The organism is Rhizobium acaciae, assembly GCF_025941625.1.
GTDB lineage: Bacteria > Pseudomonadota > Alphaproteobacteria > Rhizobiales > Rhizobiaceae > Rhizobium > Rhizobium acaciae.
Map to the genome: position 1 here is coordinate 342,420 of NZ_JAPCZO010000002.1, position 17,624 is coordinate 360,043.

Annotated in this window: 14 protein-coding genes; 6 read left to right on the forward strand and 8 right to left on the reverse strand. The window is 62.2% G+C overall.

Features of this window, described 5'->3' with window-relative positions:
• Positions 1–59: 59 nt before the first annotated feature.
• The gene (locus OLZ32_RS05350) at positions 60–2,021 is read right to left on the reverse strand and encodes an ABC transporter ATP-binding protein (protein WP_197731057.1); all 1,962 of its coding nucleotides are present in this window, start codon (positions 2,019–2,021) and stop codon (positions 60–62) included.
• A 123-nt stretch (positions 2,022–2,144) separates the two neighbouring features.
• Here OLZ32_RS05350 and OLZ32_RS05355 point away from each other — a divergent pair, with 123 nt between their 5' ends.
• The 3 genes from OLZ32_RS05355 to OLZ32_RS05365 all read left to right on the forward strand — a co-directional run bounded on the left by OLZ32_RS05355 (position 2,145) and on the right by OLZ32_RS05365 (position 6,521).
• Positions 2,145–2,762: a flavodoxin family protein gene (locus tag OLZ32_RS05355; protein ID WP_264419958.1), complete on the forward strand. Its 618-nt coding sequence runs from the start codon at positions 2,145–2,147 to the stop codon at positions 2,760–2,762.
• 353 nt (positions 2,763–3,115) lie between these two features.
• Entirely contained in the window at positions 3,116–4,522 is a 1,407-nt protein-coding gene (locus OLZ32_RS05360; RefSeq protein ID WP_264419960.1) for an FAD/NAD(P)-binding protein, read from the forward strand.
• Between the two features lie 70 nt (positions 4,523–4,592).
• Positions 4,593–6,521: a hybrid sensor histidine kinase/response regulator gene (locus OLZ32_RS05365; protein ID WP_264419962.1), complete on the forward strand. Its 1,929-nt coding sequence runs from the start codon at positions 4,593–4,595 to the stop codon at positions 6,519–6,521.
• Positions 6,522–6,527: 6 nt separating this feature from the next.
• Here OLZ32_RS05365 and OLZ32_RS05370 read toward each other — a convergent pair whose 3' ends face one another.
• Genes OLZ32_RS05370 through cyoA form a run of 5 tightly spaced genes read right to left on the reverse strand, consistent with a single transcriptional unit; the run spans position 6,528 to position 11,570 of the window.
• Positions 6,528–7,319 carry an SURF1 family protein gene (locus tag OLZ32_RS05370; protein ID WP_264419964.1) on the reverse strand — a complete coding sequence of 264 codons (792 nt, stop codon included), beginning with the start codon at positions 7,317–7,319 and terminating at the stop codon, positions 6,528–6,530.
• On the reverse strand, positions 7,316–7,717 hold the full coding sequence (cyoD, locus tag OLZ32_RS05375; RefSeq protein WP_017991919.1) for a cytochrome o ubiquinol oxidase subunit IV: 402 nt from the start codon (positions 7,715–7,717) through the stop codon (positions 7,316–7,318). Before cyoD ends, OLZ32_RS05370 begins: the two co-directional genes overlap by 4 nt.
• Positions 7,714–8,334: a cytochrome o ubiquinol oxidase subunit III gene (cyoC, locus tag OLZ32_RS05380; protein ID WP_003548370.1), complete on the reverse strand. Its 621-nt coding sequence runs from the start codon at positions 8,332–8,334 to the stop codon at positions 7,714–7,716. Before cyoC ends, cyoD begins: the two co-directional genes overlap by 4 nt.
• A 5-nt stretch (positions 8,335–8,339) precedes the next feature.
• A complete protein-coding gene (gene cyoB, locus OLZ32_RS05385; protein ID WP_264419967.1) occupies positions 8,340–10,343 on the reverse strand; it encodes a cytochrome o ubiquinol oxidase subunit I in 2,004 nt (667 codons plus the stop codon).
• 42 nt (positions 10,344–10,385) lie between these two features.
• Positions 10,386–11,570 (reverse strand): ubiquinol oxidase subunit II, encoded by a 1,185-nt coding sequence (gene cyoA / locus OLZ32_RS05390; RefSeq protein ID WP_264419969.1) that lies wholly within the window; start codon positions 11,568–11,570, stop codon positions 10,386–10,388.
• Between the two features lie 379 nt (positions 11,571–11,949).
• On the opposite strand from cyoA, the gene OLZ32_RS05395 reads away from it, so the two are divergent.
• The 3 genes from OLZ32_RS05395 to OLZ32_RS05405 all read left to right on the forward strand — a co-directional run bounded on the left by OLZ32_RS05395 (position 11,950) and on the right by OLZ32_RS05405 (position 14,184).
• Positions 11,950–13,281 carry an MFS transporter gene (locus tag OLZ32_RS05395; RefSeq protein WP_003548374.1) on the forward strand — a complete coding sequence of 444 codons (1,332 nt, stop codon included), beginning with the start codon at positions 11,950–11,952 and terminating at the stop codon, positions 13,279–13,281.
• Positions 13,282–13,432: 151 nt separating this feature from the next.
• Complete coding sequence (locus tag OLZ32_RS05400) at positions 13,433–13,897, forward strand: hypothetical protein (RefSeq protein WP_003548376.1); 465 nt, start codon at positions 13,433–13,435, stop codon at positions 13,895–13,897.
• Positions 13,894–14,184 carry a type II toxin-antitoxin system RelE/ParE family toxin gene (locus OLZ32_RS05405; RefSeq protein ID WP_011654800.1) on the forward strand — a complete coding sequence of 97 codons (291 nt, stop codon included), beginning with the start codon at positions 13,894–13,896 and terminating at the stop codon, positions 14,182–14,184. Before OLZ32_RS05400 ends, OLZ32_RS05405 begins: the two co-directional genes overlap by 4 nt.
• A gap of 8 nt (positions 14,185–14,192) precedes the next feature.
• On the opposite strand, the gene OLZ32_RS05410 is transcribed toward OLZ32_RS05405, so the two are convergent.
• Together OLZ32_RS05410 and OLZ32_RS05415 are read right to left on the reverse strand one after the other, a co-directional pair.
• On the reverse strand, positions 14,193–14,660 hold the full coding sequence (locus OLZ32_RS05410) for a cyclic nucleotide-binding domain-containing protein (protein ID WP_028743805.1): 468 nt from the start codon (positions 14,658–14,660) through the stop codon (positions 14,193–14,195).
• Between the two features lie 102 nt (positions 14,661–14,762).
• Entirely contained in the window at positions 14,763–17,477 is a 2,715-nt protein-coding gene (locus tag OLZ32_RS05415) for an ABC transporter transmembrane domain-containing protein (protein ID WP_003548381.1), read from the reverse strand.
• Positions 17,478–17,624: the final 147 nt, after the last annotated feature.

The following is a 17,624-nucleotide window of genomic DNA, read 5'->3' on the forward strand; positions in this document are numbered from 1 at the left end:
GCCTGCATAGTATTGCTTGTCCGCTCTTCTCCCCGGGGGCAGAAGAAGGGAATTCATTGCTAGGCGCTCAAGACCTCGTCGCCCGGCCGCACTTGCAGGTCGTAGAGCGCCTTGTAGCGCCCACCGAGCGAAAGCAGCGCTTCATGCGTTCCGCGCTCGACGATCCGGCCGTCCTCGACGAACAGGATCTGGTCGGCATGCATCAGCGAGCTCAGGCGGTGGGCGACGACGATCGTCACGCGGTCGGCCGCATAGCGGCGCATGGCGCCGCGGATGCGCTGCTCGGTGGCGGCATCGATTGCCGCCGTCGAATCGTCGAACACCATCACCGCCGGTTTCAGCATCAGCACACGCGCGATCGAAAGACGCTGGCGCTGGCCGCCGGACAGCGAAACGCCGCGCTCGCCGACGACGGTACCGTAACCCGTGGGCAGGCCGAGCACGTAATTGTGCAGCTGAGCACTTTCACTGGCGCGTTCGATGCGGCCTTCCTTCGCCCACGGGTCGCCATAGGCGATGTTGTTCTCGATCGTCGTCGTGAACAGGAAGGAATCCTGCTGCACGACGGCGACCGCCCGGCGCAGCGATTGCAGCGTCGCCTTGCGGATGTCCTGGCCGTCGATCGTGATCTTGCCGCCGCTGACGTCGTAGAAGCGGGGAATGAGATGGGCGATCGTCGACTTGCCGCTGCCGGGAGGCCCGACAATGCCGATCGTCTGGCCGCGCCTGGCTTCGAAGGAGACATCGTCGAGCACGGTGCGTTTTTCGGAACCCGGATAGGCGAAGCTGACATTCTCGAAGCGCAGCACGCCGTCCGTCACCGCCAATTCCTTGGCATCCGGCGCATCCTTGATCGCGATGTCGAGGTCGAGCAGGGCGAAGAGGCGCGAGCCGCAGGTGGAGGCGCGGGCAAAGGCATTGACCATCAGGCCGAGCTGGCGCACCGGCATCTGCAGGATGGTCATGAAGGTCAGGAACGAGGCCAGCGTGCCGACGGTGATCTCGCCCGACATCACCTTGCCGCCGCCGACCCAGAGCACCAGGCCCATCGCCGCGAAGAAGGAGAAGGTCATGGCGCTGGTATTAGTGACGCGGATGCCGACGCGCTGATGGGCGAGCGCCAGCGCGCTCTTCGACGCCGCCTCGAATTTCGAAATCTCGTGTTCGTGGGCGGCAAAGGCGCGCACGACGCGAATGCCGCCGAGATTTTCCTCCATGATGCGGGTCAGCACCGAAAGCCGCTCCTGCAGGTCGAGCCAGGTGGCGCGCAGCTTGAGTTGCGTCACCGACGAGCGCCAGCCGACGAAGGGCACGAAGGAGAGCGCCAGGAGGCCGAGCACGATATCGGTCGACAGCAGCATATAGGCGCCGATGCCGATCAGGATCGACAGCAGGATCATCCGGACGAGTGCCGTGGAGAAATACATGCGCACGCCTTCGAGATCGAGCAGGCCGACGGTGATCAGGTCGCCGGAATGCACGGTGTCATGAAAGCTGAAGGAGAGCCGCTGGATCTTCTCGTAGCAGGCCAGCCGCAACTCGTAGCCGATGTGATGGCCGACGGCTTCGCTGTAATAGTTCTGCACCATGGTGAAGAGGCCGCGCAGCACGCTGGCGCCGAGCAGCAGCAGCGCCGTGGTCAAAAGCGCGTCCTGTGCCGCCTGGCCCGCCGCACCGCCGCTCATCGCCATCTGCGTGTGGTCGACGGCCTGGCCGAGAAGGCGCGGGATCATCAGCTGGAAGGTGGAGGCCACAAGCGTGGCGCCGATCGCAAAGCCGGATTGCCAGGGGTGGCGGAAGGCCATCATGGTGATACGCACCAAGGTGAAGAGGCCTCGGCCCCAGCCTGCCGCAGTTGCAAGCGCCATCGAAGCCGAAGGCTTCGTCGCGCGTATTAACGCATCGCTGCTCACGGTATTTTTTCCAATAGATGTGTGGTCGGACGCTGGCCCGAAAAGACGGCAAATCCATGAAGGGATTGATAGCACCTTCACTTTTGCCGATTCCATTTGGGGGTTCAAGTAAAGAATTCACCAGTTGGTTATTTTTACGTGAGGTCCCCTCGCATCCCCGGCTGGAACAATCTGCGCGCGAACGGGTTGCAGCAGGCGAATGACAACCGTCGACCGGTGCCGGAGAGACCCATGCCGCTCAAAGCCCTCGCCCTCAACGCCACGCTGAAGACCAGCGACGCCAAGGACGCGTCCTCGACCGACCGGATGATCGGACTGGTCGACAAGGCGATGTCCGCGCACGGCGTCGTGACCGAAGTGCTCCGGCTCGCCGATTTCAACGTCAAGCCGGGCGTCACCTCCGACGAAGGCACCGGCGATGACTGGCCCGATATTCGCGCCAAGGTGCTCTCCGCCGATATCCTGCTGATGGCGACGCCGATCTGGCTCGGTCAGCCATCCAGTGTCTGCAAGCGGGCGCTGGAGCGGATGGACGCCTTCCTCGAGGAGACCGACGATGAAGGCCGCATGGTCTCCTATGGCAGGGTCGCGGCCGTTGCCGTCGTCGGCAATGAGGACGGCGCCCATCATGTGTCGGCCGAGCTCTTCCAGGCGCTGAACGACGTCGGCTTCACCATTCCGGCCAATGCGGTCGCCTATTGGGTTGGCGAGGCAATGGGTTCCACCAATTTCGTCGATCTCGACAAGGTGCCGAAGGTCGTGACCAAAGCCGTCGACATGCTGGCGCGCAACACGGTGCATCTGGCCGGCCTGCTGAAGGCAAAACAATATCCGGGCGAGAGTAGCTGAGGCCGCTGCCCACCCGACATTTTCAAGATCAATTCCCGGTTCGGGGAGCGCAAGGTCGGCCAAGCTTTCGCGGAATACGTCTAAATTGTATTATATTTCAATAACTTGAATAGATGTGGCAACAAGCCTCTTGCCACCTGCGCCATTTAGCGCTTTCATACACTACCAGTTTGATAGACTATGGACGAGCGTGATTGCTTCCCTAGTTCTCTTGCGGGGCCGCTGGTTCGGCCCCCGATGTCGCGGCAGGTGTTGTGAATGGCCGCATGAACCTTATCAACGCGTGAACCGCTGTTTTATGCGTTGAAACCTCGATCGACCCAGGGTGCGGATGAAGCCGCAAAGGAGTTGCGATGACGGTTCAGGGACTTTTTTCCGCCAGAGCCAATGCGGCGGCGCAGATATCGGCGGTGCCGCGCATTGCGATCGTCGGGCGCGGCTTTTCCGGCATGATGACGGCCATCGCGTTGATGAAGACGGTGCGCGCCCCCTTCCACCTGCAGCTGTTCGATCCGAATTCGTCGGTCAGCGGTGGCCAGGCGCTGGCCTCGGCCCGCTCCTCGACGATCCTCAACACCCGCGTCCGCGATCTCTCGGTCTCGGTCGGCGACAATGACGATTTCAACGACTGGCTCTGCAGCAATGCCGCCTTCCGCGCCGCCGTGCCGGCCGCCATTCCCGGATTCCGGCAGATCTTCGTGCCGAAGGAAATCTTCAGCGATTATGTCTACCAGCGCTTTTCGGAAGCGCTCGCCGCGCGCAGGGACATCACCGTCCAGGTCTGCAATGATCCGGTCGTGGCGATCCGCAGAAGCCATGGCAACCGCTTCCTGCTTGAAAGCGCCAATCCCGCCAATCCGCTGTTCGATACCGTCATCCTCGCCACCGGTTACGGCCTGACCGCGCCGGATGCCGGCGGTGAGGACGTTTCGCCGATCAGGGCCCAGCGCCTCGTCGCGCGGCCGCATGCGGTTCTGCTCGGCAGCGGCATCCGCGTCGTCGACCAGCTGCTGCAGCTGCGCGATTCCGGTTATGCCGGCCAGGTGACGATCGTTTCAAGGCGCGGCTTCCTGCCCCAGAGCCATACGCCGAATTCCGCCGATCCGGTCTTCCCCGCCGAAACGCTGCCCCAGAGCCTGCCGGAGATCGTCCGCTTCATCCGTGAAGCCTGTCGCGAGGCCGAGGAATCCGGGCGAAGCTGGCAATCGGTGATGAACGGCCTCCGGAAACATGCCCGCTCGCTCTGGCGCTCGCTGCCGGCGCGTGACAAGCATCAGTTCAACCGCCATCTCAGGGCGATCTATGACAGCCATCGCAACCGCCTGCCAGAAGCCATGCACCTGCGCCTGAGACGCGAACTCGCCGAAGGCCGCACGGTGCTGCGCCGCGGCCGCGCCGGCCGCCGGGGCCTGAGCGGCCTGTTCTTCACGCCGGCCGGTTCCACTGCCGAAGAGGTCGTCCATGCCGAGCGCATCATCGATTGCCGCTGCCAGGCGCCGGATCTTTCCGCGCCCCTGATGCAGAGCCTGCTTTCCGCCGGCCTCGCCAGGCCGGACGAGCTGTCGCTCGGACTGGCGGTCAATGCGCGCGGCGAGCCCTTCCTTGAGGACGGTTCGACGGTGGCCGGGCTCTTTGCCGTCGGCCCGCTCGGCCTCGGCAGCCTGCCCGATATCGATCTCGTGCCGGAGATCGTCTCGCAGGCCTATGCCGCTGCCGAGCGGATCAGCGAGCGGTCCTATCCGCAGGTCAAGGCCGTCTGAAAATTTGACGCCATATCGGAACCATCCGCCCGCTGCCGCGTTATAATGCGCTGGTGACTCCGAGGGGCCGATGGAAGTGCTGAATCGACATGACACGTCTCTTGACGAGGAGGGACGCTTTCGGCTTCTGGTCGACGCCATCACCGACTACGCTATCTATATGCTCAACCCCGAAGGCATCGTCACCAGCTGGAATACCGGCGCCCAGCGCTTCAAAGGTTACAAGCCTCCAGAAATTCTCGGCGAGCATTTTTCCCGTTTCTACTTGGAAGAGGACCGCGCCGCGGGACTACCGGCGCGCGCGCTGGCCACGGCGGCGCAGCACGGTCGCTTCGAGGGAGAAGGCTGGCGCCAGCGCAAGGATGGCAGCCGCTTCTGGGCGCATGTGATCATCGATCCGATCCGTCGTCCTTCTGGCGAGCTCATCGGCTATGCCAAGATCACCCGCGACCTGACCGAACGCCGAGCCGCCGAACAGGCGATCCGCCAGAGCGAGGAACAGTTCCGCCGGCTGGTCCAGGGCGTGTCGGACTATGCGATCTACATGCTCGATCCCACGGGCAATGTCAGCAGTTGGAATTTCGGCGCTGAGCGGATCAAGGGCTATCGGCCGCAAGAAATCATCGGCACGCATTTCTCGACCTTCTATACAGCCGAAGACCGCGAAGCCGGCCTGCCGGAAACCGCGCTCGGCATCGCGCGCGCCGAGGGCCGGTTCGAGAGGGAAGGCTGGCGCGTCCGCAAGGACGGCACCCGTTTTTGGGCAAGCATCGTCATCGACGCCATCCGGGACGAGGAAGGCCATGTGCTCGGTTTTGCCAAGATCACCCGAGATATCACCGAGAAGATGGAGACCCAGCGGGCACTGGAGCAGGCGCGCGAAGAGCTCTTCCAGTCGCAGAAGATGGAGGCGATCGGTCAATTGACCGGCGGTATCGCCCATGATTTCAACAATCTGCTGATGGCTGTGCTCGGCAGTCTCGAAATTCTGAAGAAACGCATGCCGCAGGATCTCTCGCTGACATCGCTGGTCGACAACGCCATGCAGGGCGCCCAGCGGGGTGCCGCGCTGACGCAGCGCATGCTGGCCTTTTCCCGCCGGCAGGAACTGCACATGGAGCCGATCGATGTCTCCGGCCTGGTCCGCGGCATGATGGATATGCTGAGCCGTTCGCTCGGCCCGCTCACCGTGATCGAGACCTCTTTCCCCGTCAGGCTGCCGACGATCCTGACCGATCCGAACCAGCTGGAGATGGCGATCCTGAACCTCGTCGTCAATGCCCGCGACGCCATGCCGTCCGGCGGCCGGATCGTGCTTCGCGCGTCCGAAGAATCGCTGCCGTCAGGCAAAATTCCGCTGCCGCCCGGCCGCTATGTCCGCATCGCGGTGATCGACGAAGGCGAGGGCATGGATGCCAAGACGCTGGAGCAGGCCATCACGCCATTCTTCACCACCAAGGGTGTCGGCAAGGGCACCGGCCTCGGCCTGTCCATGGTGCAGGGCCTTGCGTCCCAGTCGGGCGGTCGCCTGATGATGAAGAGCAGCCTCGGCGAAGGCACGACAGTCGAATTGTGGTTCCCGGTCGCAAGTGTCGAACAGACGACCGAGGCCGCTGCCGACCGGCCGCGGCAGGAGGAAAATGCGACGCCTCGGCTGCGCATCGTCGCCGTCGATGACGATGGTCTGGTCCTGATGAACACGACGCTGATGCTGGAGGATCTCGGCCATACCGTGTTCGAGGCGATGGCGGGTCCCGAGGCGCTCGACATCCTGCGCAAAGAGCAGGTCGACCTGGTGATCTGCGACCATGCCATGCCGCGCATGACCGGCGCGCAGCTCGCCCAGGCGATCCGCAGCGAATGGCCCGACATGCCGATCATCCTCGCGACCGGTTACGCCGAGATCCCCGAAGGTGCCGGCATCGTCGACCTGCCGCGCCTGGGCAAGCCCTTTTCGCAGGCGCAGCTCGCCGAGGCGATCAGCCGGATCGCGTCATAGGGATGATCACCGCCGCATCATGCGAGTTACCCTCTCGCCGCGAAGAATGAAGACGAGCAATGCCAGCACCATCGCCGCCAGCCCGTACCAGGTGATCGCGTAGAGGAGATGGTTGTTGGGAAAGGCGATGATCGTCAGGCCGCCGACGGGCAGACCGCCCGGGTTGGCCGTGGCATCGGCATCGATGAAATAGGGCGCTGGCGCACCGACGCCGCGCTTTTCAGCGATCGCCGCGACATCGCGCGAATACCAGCGGTCGGCAGCGACGTCGTTCGATTGCAGCAGCGATCCCTTCGGCTCCGTCATCCGCATCAGCCCGGTGATCTTGACCGGGCCTGATGGTTGCCCCTCGCGCCGCGTGGCCGGGTCGCGCCTGTCGGTCGGCACGAAGCCACGATTGACGAGGATTGATGTCCCGTCGGCAAGCGTCAGCGGCGCCATCACCCAATAACCCGGACCGAGCGCGGTCGAGGCATAGACCAGCGTTTCCTTGTCGTTCGCCAGCGTTCCGACCGCGGTCACCCGCCGATATTCGTCATCGGTGGCATTGACCCTTTTCCAGTCGGCCTGTGCAGGCGCCGGCACGGGTGGCGCATGCACACGCCGGTCGACGCGGGCGACGAGATCGCGTTTCCAGTCAAGGCGCTCGACCTGCCAGGTGCCGAGTGCGGAAAGTGCCGCGGCAAGCAGCACCAGACAGACGGTGAAGATCGCGCGTTTTACCCGATAATGCCGTCCAGCCGATTTTTCCGAGGGAGCCTGCGGGTGACGCTGCCGCCGGCCCTTCGTGACGGTCACGGCATGTTCTTCATCATCTCGGGGCTCATCGGCATCATGTTGGTGTTGAGATGATGCATGACCCAGAGCGAACCGGAGAGCGCGATGGCGACGATGATGAGCGTGAAGATCAGCGCCATGATCGTCCAGCCACCCTCGCTCCTGGTATTCATGTGCAGGAAGAACACCATATGGACGACGATCTGGATCGCGCCTAGGCCCATCACCAGCACCGCCGTCAGCACGGGGCTCGCGAAGACGCCGGCCATGACCAGCCAGAAGGGAATGGCGGTCAGGATGACGGAGAGCACGAAGCCCGTCATGTAGCTGCGGAACGTGCCATGGCCGGCCTGATGGCCGTGGCTGTGGCCGTGGTGAGCCTCGTGGGCATCCTCATGTGCGGGTGCTTGCGAAATCATCCGAGAACTCCCAACAGATAGACGAAGGAAAAGACGCCGATCCAGACGACGTCGAGGAAGTGCCAGAACATCGACAGGCACATCAGGCGGCGGCGGTTGGCCTCGATCAGCCCGTGCATCGACACCTGCACCATCAGGGTGATCAGCCAGATGATGCCGAAGGTGACATGCAGCCCGTGAGTGCCGACGAGCGTGAAGAAGGAGGAGAGGAAGGCGCTGCGCGTCGGCCCGGCGCCTTCATGGATCAGGTGGACGAACTCGTAGAGTTCGAGCCCGATGAAGGCCGCGCCGAACAAGCCGGTCACGCCAAGCCAGAACAGCGTTTCCGCCTTTGCGTTGCGCTCCATCTGCAGCATGGCGAAGCCGTAGGTGATCGAGGAGAAGAGCAGCATCGAGGTGTTGAGGGCAACGATCGGCAGATCGAAGAGATCGGCGGGCGAGGGGCCTGCGGCATAATTGCGGCCGAGCACGCCGTGCGTTGCAAACAGCACGGCGAAGATCAGGCAGTCGCTCATCAGGTAGAGCCAAAAGCCGAGATTGGTGCTGTTTTCCGGATGATGGTCTTCCGTCAGGTAGAATTCAGGCTTTTCGGCCGTGTCGATAGTCTGATCGCTCATGGTCATCACACCTGCTCGGCAAGCAACGCGGTGCGCTTGCCTTCCGTTTCGGTCACCTCTTCGGCGGGGATGTGGAAATCGCGTCCGTAGTTGAAGGTATGGCCGATCGCGACCACCAGCATGGCGACGAAGGAGACGACGACCAGCCACCACATATACCAGATCAGGCCGAAGGCGAGGGCGACGCTGATGGCCGAGAGTATCGCGCCGGTGCCGGTATTCTTCGGCATATGGATCGGCCGGAAGCCTTCCAGCGGGCGTGCATAACCGCGGTTCTTCATGTCGTACCAGCTGTCATGATCGTGCACGACAGGCGTGAAGGCGAAGTTGTAATCCGGCGGCGGCGAGGATGTCGACCATTCCAGCGTGCGGCCGTCCCACGGGTCGCCGCTATCGTCGCGCAATTCCTCGCGTTTCATGAAGCTGACGACGATCTGGATCAGGAAGGCGGCGATGCCAAGCGCGATCAGGCCGACGCCGAAGGCGGCGATGATGAACCAGATCTGCAGCGACGGATCCTCGAATTGGCTGACGCGGCGGGTGACGCCCATCAGGCCGAGCACGTAGAGCGGCATGAAGGCGAACCAGAAGCCGATCTGCCAGAACCAGAAGCTCATCTTGCCCCAGAAGGGATCGAGCTTGAAGCCGAAGGCCTTCGGGAACCAGTAGTTGACGCCGGCGAACATGCCGAAGAGAACGCCGCCGATGATGACGTTGTGGAAGTGGGCGATGAGGAACAGCGAATTGTGCAGCACGAAGTCGGCCGGCGGGACCGCAAGCATGACGCCGGTCATGCCGCCGATGACGAAGGTCACCATGAAACCGACCGTCCACAGCATCGGCACCTCGAAACGGATGCGGCCGCGATACATGGTGAAGAGCCAGTTGAAAATCTTCGCCCCGGTCGGGATCGAGATGATCATCGTGGTGATGCCGAAGAAGGAATTGACGCTGGCGCCCGAGCCCATCGTGAAGAAGTGGTGCAGCCAGACGATGTAGGAGAGGATCATGATCACGCAGGTCGCGTAGACCATGGAGGCGTAGCCGAAGAGACGCTTGCCGGAGAAGGTGGCGACGACTTCCGAAAAGATGCCGAAGGCCGGCAGCACGAGGATATAGACCTCCGGATGACCCCAGATCCAGATGAGGTTGATGTACATCATCGGATTGCCGCCGAGGTCGTTGGTGAAGAAGTTCGTGCCGGCATAGCGGTCGAGCGACAGCAGCGCGAGTGTCGCCGTCAGGATCGGGAAGGAGGCGACGATCAGCACGTTGGTGCAAAGCGCCGTCCAGGTGAAGACCGGCATCTTCATGAAGGTCATGCCCGGCGCACGCATCTTGACGATGGTGGCGATCAGGTTGATGCCCGAAAGCGTCGTTCCCACACCGGCCACCTGCAGGCCCCAGATATAATAGTCGACACCGACGCCCGGACTGTAGGCTGCGCCAGACAGCGGCGGGTAGGCAAGCCAGCCGGTCTGGGCGAACTCGCCGATGAACAGCGACAGCATGATGATGATCGCGCCGGCGGTGGTCATCCAGAACGAGAAGTTGTTGAGGAAGGGGAAGGAGACGTCGCGCGCGCCGATCTGCAGCGGCACCACGAAGTTCATCAGACCGGTGACGAAGGGCATCGCCACGAAGAAGATCATGATGACGCCGTGGGCGGTGAAGACCTGGTCGTAATGGTGCGGCGGCAGATAGCCCTCCGAACCGTTGAAGGCGATCGCCTGCTGGATGCGCATCAGGATCGCGTCGGAGAAGCCGCGCAACAGCATGATGACGGCCAGGATCACATACATGATGCCGATCTTCTTGTGATCGACGCTGCAGATCCAGTCGCGCCAGAGCGGGCCCCAGAACTTGAAATAGGTGATGATGCCGAGCACCGCGACGGCGCCGATGACGACGCCGATGAAGGTCACGACCAGGATCGGCTCGTGATAGGGGATGGCATCGAGGGTCAACCGGCCGAAGACGAACTTCAGGAGGTCAGGATTGGAAAACATGGAACAACCCGTTCATTATGTCTTGCGACGCAAAGCGCCAGGTTAATTGTTGTTGTTGAGCTGCGCCGGCGCCGGATCGGCGCCATTGCTCATGCCGGGCATGGAATGACCCTCATGCTGCATGTCCATTCCGGGCGTGCTAGGCATGCCGGGCATGTCGTCCTGCATGCTGTTGCCGTCGGTCCGCTCGGCGGGCTCGCTGCGGGCCGGAGCCCCGGTCGCCGGCACGGTGGCGGCGGGCGCCACGATGCCTTCGTCGGCATGACGGTCGTCGTATCGCAGCTTCTCGCGGTTCTCGGCACTTTCCTTGCCGCCGCCGCCCATCATGTCGATATGCATCATCTCGTTCATGCACATCTTGCCCGGAGCGGCGCACATGTTGAGGATGGCGTTGTAAAGGTCGGCATCGGCGCCGGCATAATAACGCACCGGTTCCTTCTCGCTCGGCTTCTCGAGCTTGAGATAGGCGTCGCGGTTGAGCATCGTGCCCTGCTGCTTGACCTGCGCCACCCAGGCGTCAAAGCCCGCCTGGTCGAGGCCGTGGAACTTGAAGCGCATGTGTGAGAAGCCGCTTCCGCTGTAATTGGCGGAGAAGCCCTCATATTCGCCTTGCTTGTTGATGACGGCGTGCAGCTTCGTCTCCATGCCGGGCATCGCATAGATCTGGCCGGCTAGCGCCGGGATATAGAAGGAGTTCATCACCGAGGAGGCGGTGATCTTGAAATTGATCGGCACGTCGACTGGGGCAGCGAGTTCGTTGACGGTGGCGATGCCGAGTTCGGGATAGAAGAACAGCCACTTCCAGTCGAGCGCCACGACCTCGACGATCAGCGGCTTGGTATTGGCCGGAATGGCGCGCTCCGCGTCGAGGCGGTCGAGCGGGCGGTAGGGATCGAGCTTATGGGTGGAAATCCAGGTCACGGCGCCGAGCGCGATGATGATCGCAAGCGGCGCTGCCCAGATCACGATTTCGAGGCGGGTCGAATGGTGCCATTCCGGCGCGTAGGTGGCGGCCGTATTGGAGCGGCGGTAGCGCCAGGCGAAGAACAGCGTCAGGAAGATCACCGGGATGATGATCAAAAGCATCAGCACCGTCGAGATGACGATGAGATCGCGCTGTTGCGCGGCGATGTCGCCGGAGGGCGCCATGACCACCATGTTGCATCCTGCCAGGAAAAGCAGCGGCAAGACGGATAGAAGGCGGGAAAACTTCACCAGTTTTAGCACGTCTCTAAGCTCTTGTTGTTTCGTTCGTTCCGCGACTAACGCACTGAACCCGATAGCGACATGAGGTGTTTGGTCGCAGCGCAGCAATCATGCCGCACTGCGGCACAAATCATCGTGCACTACAGCTTTGGAATCCTGATGAAATCAAGAAGGATTCTTTCGCCAGCGCATGTTTTGTTCCAATATATCCGCAAGAGCCGGCCAAGCCAGCGTCCCCGGGAAAAATCGCGCTCCGGATCACGCTATTTTTTCCGCCTGCGCCTCATTTTGAGCCGTGATGATGAACTATTTACGTCTTACGGACTTGATAAGCCTGCGGGTTTGATCAAGATCAGGTTGAGGCGCCTTGGCGAAAGCGCTTCATCGAGGGAGGCGTTTCATGGCTACAACATCCAATTACGGACCGTCATCGTCGTCGCTGGAACGCGACGCGCGGCGCATTCACGACGACAAGCCGGTCTCGCCGGGCAGTATCGCCATCGGCGTGGTGATCGGCCGCATGTCGGAATTCTTCGATTTCTTCGTCTATGGCCTTGCCTCGGTTCTGGTCTTTCCACAGCTGGTCTTCCCCTTCGCGCCCGACAGGCTGACGGGCACGCTCTATTCCTTCGCCATCTTCTCGCTTGCCTTCCTGGCCCGCCCCGTCGGCTCCGTCGTCTTCATGACGATCGATAGGCTGTACGGCCGCGGCACCAAGCTGACGATCGCGCTTTTCCTGCTTGGCGGCTCCACCGCCTCGATCGCCTTCCTGCCGGGTTACAACGAGATTGGCGTCTGGTCGATCGCCTTGCTGGCGCTTTTCCGTCTCGGCCAGGGCTTCGCGCTCGGCGGCGCCTGGGACGGCCTTGCCTCGCTGCTCGCGCTCAACGCGCCGGCCAAGCACCGCGGCTGGTATGCGATGATCCCGCAGCTCGGCGCGCCGATCGGCTTTGCGCTGGCCAGTACCCTGTTCGGTTATTTCGTCGCCAATCTTTCCAGTGAGGATTTCCTCTCCTGGGGCTGGCGTTATCCCTTCTTCGTCGCCTTCGCGATCAACGTCGTGGCGCTGTTTGCGCGTTTGCGCCTCGTCATGACCAAGGAGTTCGGCACGCTGCTGGAACAGCACGAGCTGGAAGCGGCCCCCATCCTCGACGTGCTGCGCGTGCACGGCCGCGACATCCTGATCGGCGCCTTCGTGCCGCTCGCGAGTTTTGCCATGTTCCACCTCGTCACCATTTTCCCGCTCGGCTGGATGAGCCTTTACGGCAACCAGCCGATCGGCGCCTTCATGGTGGTGCAGGTGATCGGCGCCGCGGTCGGTATCCTCACGATCATCGCCTCGGGCCTGATCGCCGACCGTATCGGACGGCGCGCCCAGCTTGCCATCTGCGCCGTCATCATCGCCGTCTTCAGCTTTATCGGGCCGAGCCTGATCGCATCCGGCAACAGCGGCCATGACGCTTTCGTCATCATCGGCTTCGGCGTGCTTGGCCTTTCCTTCGGCCAGGCGACGGGCTCGATCTCATCCCGCTTCGGCCGCGGCTACCGCTATACGGGCGCCGCCTTCACCTCGGATCTGGCGTGGCTGATCGGCGCGGGTTTTGCGCCGCTGGTGGCGCTCAGCCTCTCCAGCCGCTTCGGCCTGACTTTCGTCGGCTACTACCTGCTGTCCGGCGCGATCTGCACGCTGGCAGCACTCGCCTTCAGCAGGGCGCTGGAGCAGCGCGAATAGACGGACCCGAACACACACACACACACACACAAACGGGCCTGCATGGGAAACCATGCAGGCTTTCGTTTTCGGGCTGCGCAATTCCAATTATTGAATGCATTGCAATCTATAATTAAATGCATATCCTTGTCGGCCTGAACGAGGATATGCCATGACTGCGGAAACCATCGATCATTCGACCCTTTCCCGCCTTGTCGAGGCGGGGGCGGTCGAGGCGGCCCATGTCGTCGGCAAGACCGGTGGCTGGTCCGTCGTCATCCGCTACGGCAAGGCCGAGCGCCCGCTCGCCGCCCAACGCAGCCGGCAGGTGCGCGTGTTCAAGCGCATGGAGACCTTGGTTTCTTACCTCAAGGATGTCGGCATCTCGCAGTTCGATGTCGATGCGGCCGATTACGTTTCCGAGACGGCACCGCGGCCGGATCGGGCCGCAGCTCTGCGTCGTACCCATGAGGCGGCGGAATACGACAAATGGTTCCGCGAACAGGTCGAGGAAGCGATCCAGGAGGCCGATGGTCCGAACGCGGTCTGGATAAGTGCGCAGGATGCCGAAGAGCGAATGGACAAGCTTCGGGCTGAATTGCTCGCGCAGCTGGAATCCGGAGAAAAGGCTTCTTGATCGTCAAATGGCTGCAGCAGGCTCTTCTGGATCGGGAAGGTCAGATCCGGCACATCTTTGCCCAAAACCCAAAAGCTGCAATCGCATTGGACGATGTTATCCGACATCAGGCCAAGATGCTCGCCGATCACCCCGAAGCAGGACGCGGCGGCCGTCTTGGCGGGACGCGGGAATTGGTCATTCCGCGCACTGCATTCCTGCTGATCTATCGCATCGACAGAAAAGCACAGAGGGTGGAGATTTTGCGCCTTCTTCATGGTGCCCAACAATGGCCGCCAAAACGCTGAATGCAGTTTTACTGCGCCATCTGCGGCTGTTTCGGCGCACGCGCCGCTATCAGCTCGGCAGTGGTGTGGTTCAGGCGGTCGGCTAGCACCCGCATGATTTCCACGGCCATCTCCGGGAAATCGCTGAGCAGCTTCAGGAAGTGCTCCTTGCTGATGCGCAGCACCTCGAGCGGCGAGGTGGCGCGTACCGTTGCTGTGCGCGAGACATCGCAAAGGATGGCGATTTCGCCGACGATGGAATTGGGTTCGACGTCGGCGACCTTGATCTCGCCAGCCGCCGAGGCGACGATGATGTCGGCGGTACCCGAGAGAATGACGTAGGCGGCATCACCGACATCGCCTTGATGGAAGAGATTTTGCCCGACTTTGTAGGTCATGCGATCTGAGGTAAAGGCCAAAAGCTTGAGCTTTGCTGGTGCGATCCTCGAAAAGATCGGCACCCTTCGCAGCATTTCGACTTCGTCTCTCAACAGCATGAGCGTTCCAATCCCCTGATGCAGGGTCCGCAGGACCAGGCATCTTCAAATTCCGAGGCGTTCCCTATCCGGAACACCCACCATCGCCGCCCCTATAGAATATTACGATAACAGTTCCTTGAACATCCCGTTTTTCTCGGAAAGTTCGGGATAGTTTCCGGCTTCCGCCAACCCGCCGCGGTCAAAGAGCAGGATTCGGTCGAACATCTCGGCCTGCCGGGCATTGGAGAGCACCCAGATGATCGCCGGCCGATGGCCTTCTTCGTGCAGGCCTTCGATGATGTTGCGGGTGATCTGATCCTGAACGCGCTGGTCGAGCGCCGACAGTGGCCGGTTGAAGATGAAATAGTCCGAGCGCTTCAACAGCGCGCGGGCCAGGTTCAGCTTCTGCCGTTGCACCATGGTCAGCCGCTTGCCGCCGGAGCCGACGTCGAATTCGAGGCCGATCGACAGCACGTCGTCATAAAGGTCGAGCGCATCGAAGAGTTCGCCCATGATGCCTCGGATGCGGTCGGAGGCATCGGCTTGCTGATAGGCGATACGGCCGAAGAGCACATTGTCCATCAGGCTTGCCGACGGCGTGAAACGCTCGGCGTCGTAGCGCTCGATCAGTTCGGCGAGATCGGCCGGAATTCGCTCGTGGAACTGCTTGCGGGCGCTGACGATCTTGTCCGTGAGCTCGTTCGTCAGCAAGCCGAAGCGGTGGCGCGGCTCGATATAGGCAAAACTCAGCCGGATGATGGCCGAACGCTCCTCGGGTGTCGCGTCCTCGAAGCGGCGGCTTTGCAGCTTCTGCAGCAGCGCCTGGTAGGTCGGGATGTCGTCCGCCGTCATGAAGGTCAGTTGCTGGAAGAAAGGATGGTCCGGCGGCAGGTCGTGGAAGAGTTCCACAGCGTTCTCGGCGATCTCGAGGCCCATGGCGTAGAGATCGGTGCTGAGGCCGGTCTCACGGAAGAGCTGCTGGAAATAGGGATGCGCAGCAAGCCTGCGGTTGGTCATCAAAGGCCGCTTCATCGTGCCGAAGAGCAGGTTCTCGCCAACCGTCGCCTGGGCATTGTAGGCGTCGAAATCGAAAGGCACGACGATCGTGTCGAGCCCCTCGTCGCGCAGCCGGTCGCGCAGCGAGGCGCGTAGCGCGACGACATGGTCGCCGAGCGCCACATGCACGTCGGTGTTGACAGTCGAGCGCAGCGCCAGATCGAGGATGTCCTGCGAGATCAGGACGGCGTCGAGCACCGGGCGGATCGCTTTGAGAATGTCCTCGGGGCCGCTTGCGCCGGCGGCCTTGTAGTCCACCCAGTCGCTGTTGAGGTCGAGCGTCGGATTGCCGGCCTTCTCCGCCTCGGCGGAATGCCATTTATACTCCAGCGCTTCCCGCTCGTCGTAGACGGGATCGGTCATCGGCGCATGTTTCAGGCCGTAGAGCAGATTGCTGGCGAGCGTGCCGTGGAAGAAGAAGGTGTCGGACGAGGCATAGGAGATCCGCCGGCCGGTGATCGATTCCGGCATGTCGAGGAGATCGCGGCCGTCGATGGTGATGCGGCCGGAGTCCGGCCAGACCATGCGGCCGAGCGCTTCGGCGAAAGCTTCCGCGCCGCTGCCGTTCGGCCCGACGATCGCCACTGTCTCGTTCGGCTTGATCTCGACGGACACGTGGTCGACGAGGCGGGCGCCGCTGTCGTCGGAGAGCGACAGGTTGGTGACGACGAACGCGCCCGTCAGCGCGCCGACCGGGGCGGTGGCCAGTTCCTGGATGCGGCTGTCGATCAGCGGCTCGATATTGAACTGCTCATAGACCTGCTGGTACTTCACCTGCACGTCCTGGCGCATCTGGTCCCAGTCGATCAGTTCCTTCAGCGGACCGGGCAGATCTTTATAGGCTGATATGACGGCGACGAGCTGGCCGATGTCGAGCCGGCCCTGCAGCGCCAGGTAGCCGCCGATCGCGTAAAACAGGAAAGGCGTGACCTGGGCGAGGAAGTTGTTGATGAACTTCACCAGGAACTTCCACTGGTAAAGGTCGTAGCGGATCGAGAAGATCCGGCCGAGCCGCGAGGCGATGTCGGCGCGTTCGAGGTTCGACGTGTCGTTGCCGTGGATCGTGCCGATGCCGTCGACGATTTCGCCGACGCGGCCGGAGAGTTCGCGCGCCGTCAGCTGCCGCTGGCGGCCGAGATCCAGCAGCCGCTTGCGCATGCGGGGAATCACGATTGCCTGCACGCCGACGATGCCGGCGGCGATCATGCCGAGCCAGAAATTCTGCACGATGATGAAGGCGAGCGCCGTGATCGCCTGGCCGCCGAGAAGGGCTGGCGAGACGAAGGCATCACCGGTGAAGCCGCCCATCGGCTCCACCTCGTCCTTGATCATCGTGGCGATTTCGGCCGATTTCACCCGCTTGAAATGGATGGGCGGAAACCGCAGCACCCGGTCGATGAGCTCGAAGCGGATACGGCGCAGCATGCGTTCGCCGAGCCGGCCCTTATAGGTGTTGATATAGAACTTGAAGAGGCCGTTCAGCACCACAAGCGCCAGAAAAACCAGGCTGAGCGCCATCAACATCTGGAAGCGGTTGAGCTGCAACCCTTGAAAGAATTCGACATGGCCGATCAGCGGAATGTCGTAGGCAATATGCATGAAGGTCTGCCTTGCGCCCGGACCTTCGAACCCGTCACCCTGGATCGGTCCGTTGACGATCTGCTTCGGCAGGTCGAAGGACAGGAAATAGGGCACCATAGAGGCGGCGACGACAGCCAGAATCCACAGCTGCTGCAGCCGCGTGTTCTTCCAGATGTAGCGGGCGAGGCTTTTTTCCATGGCTAACCGTCAGCTTGCTGGGACATTCCGGGGGCGCGAGCCGGGCGCCGGGACGGGGAGGAATTTTGAGATTAGGATCATGCAGCCGGACCGCCGATATCGCAATGAAAACAAGGCGAAGCGACCGGCTGCAAAAGTGCCGATTCT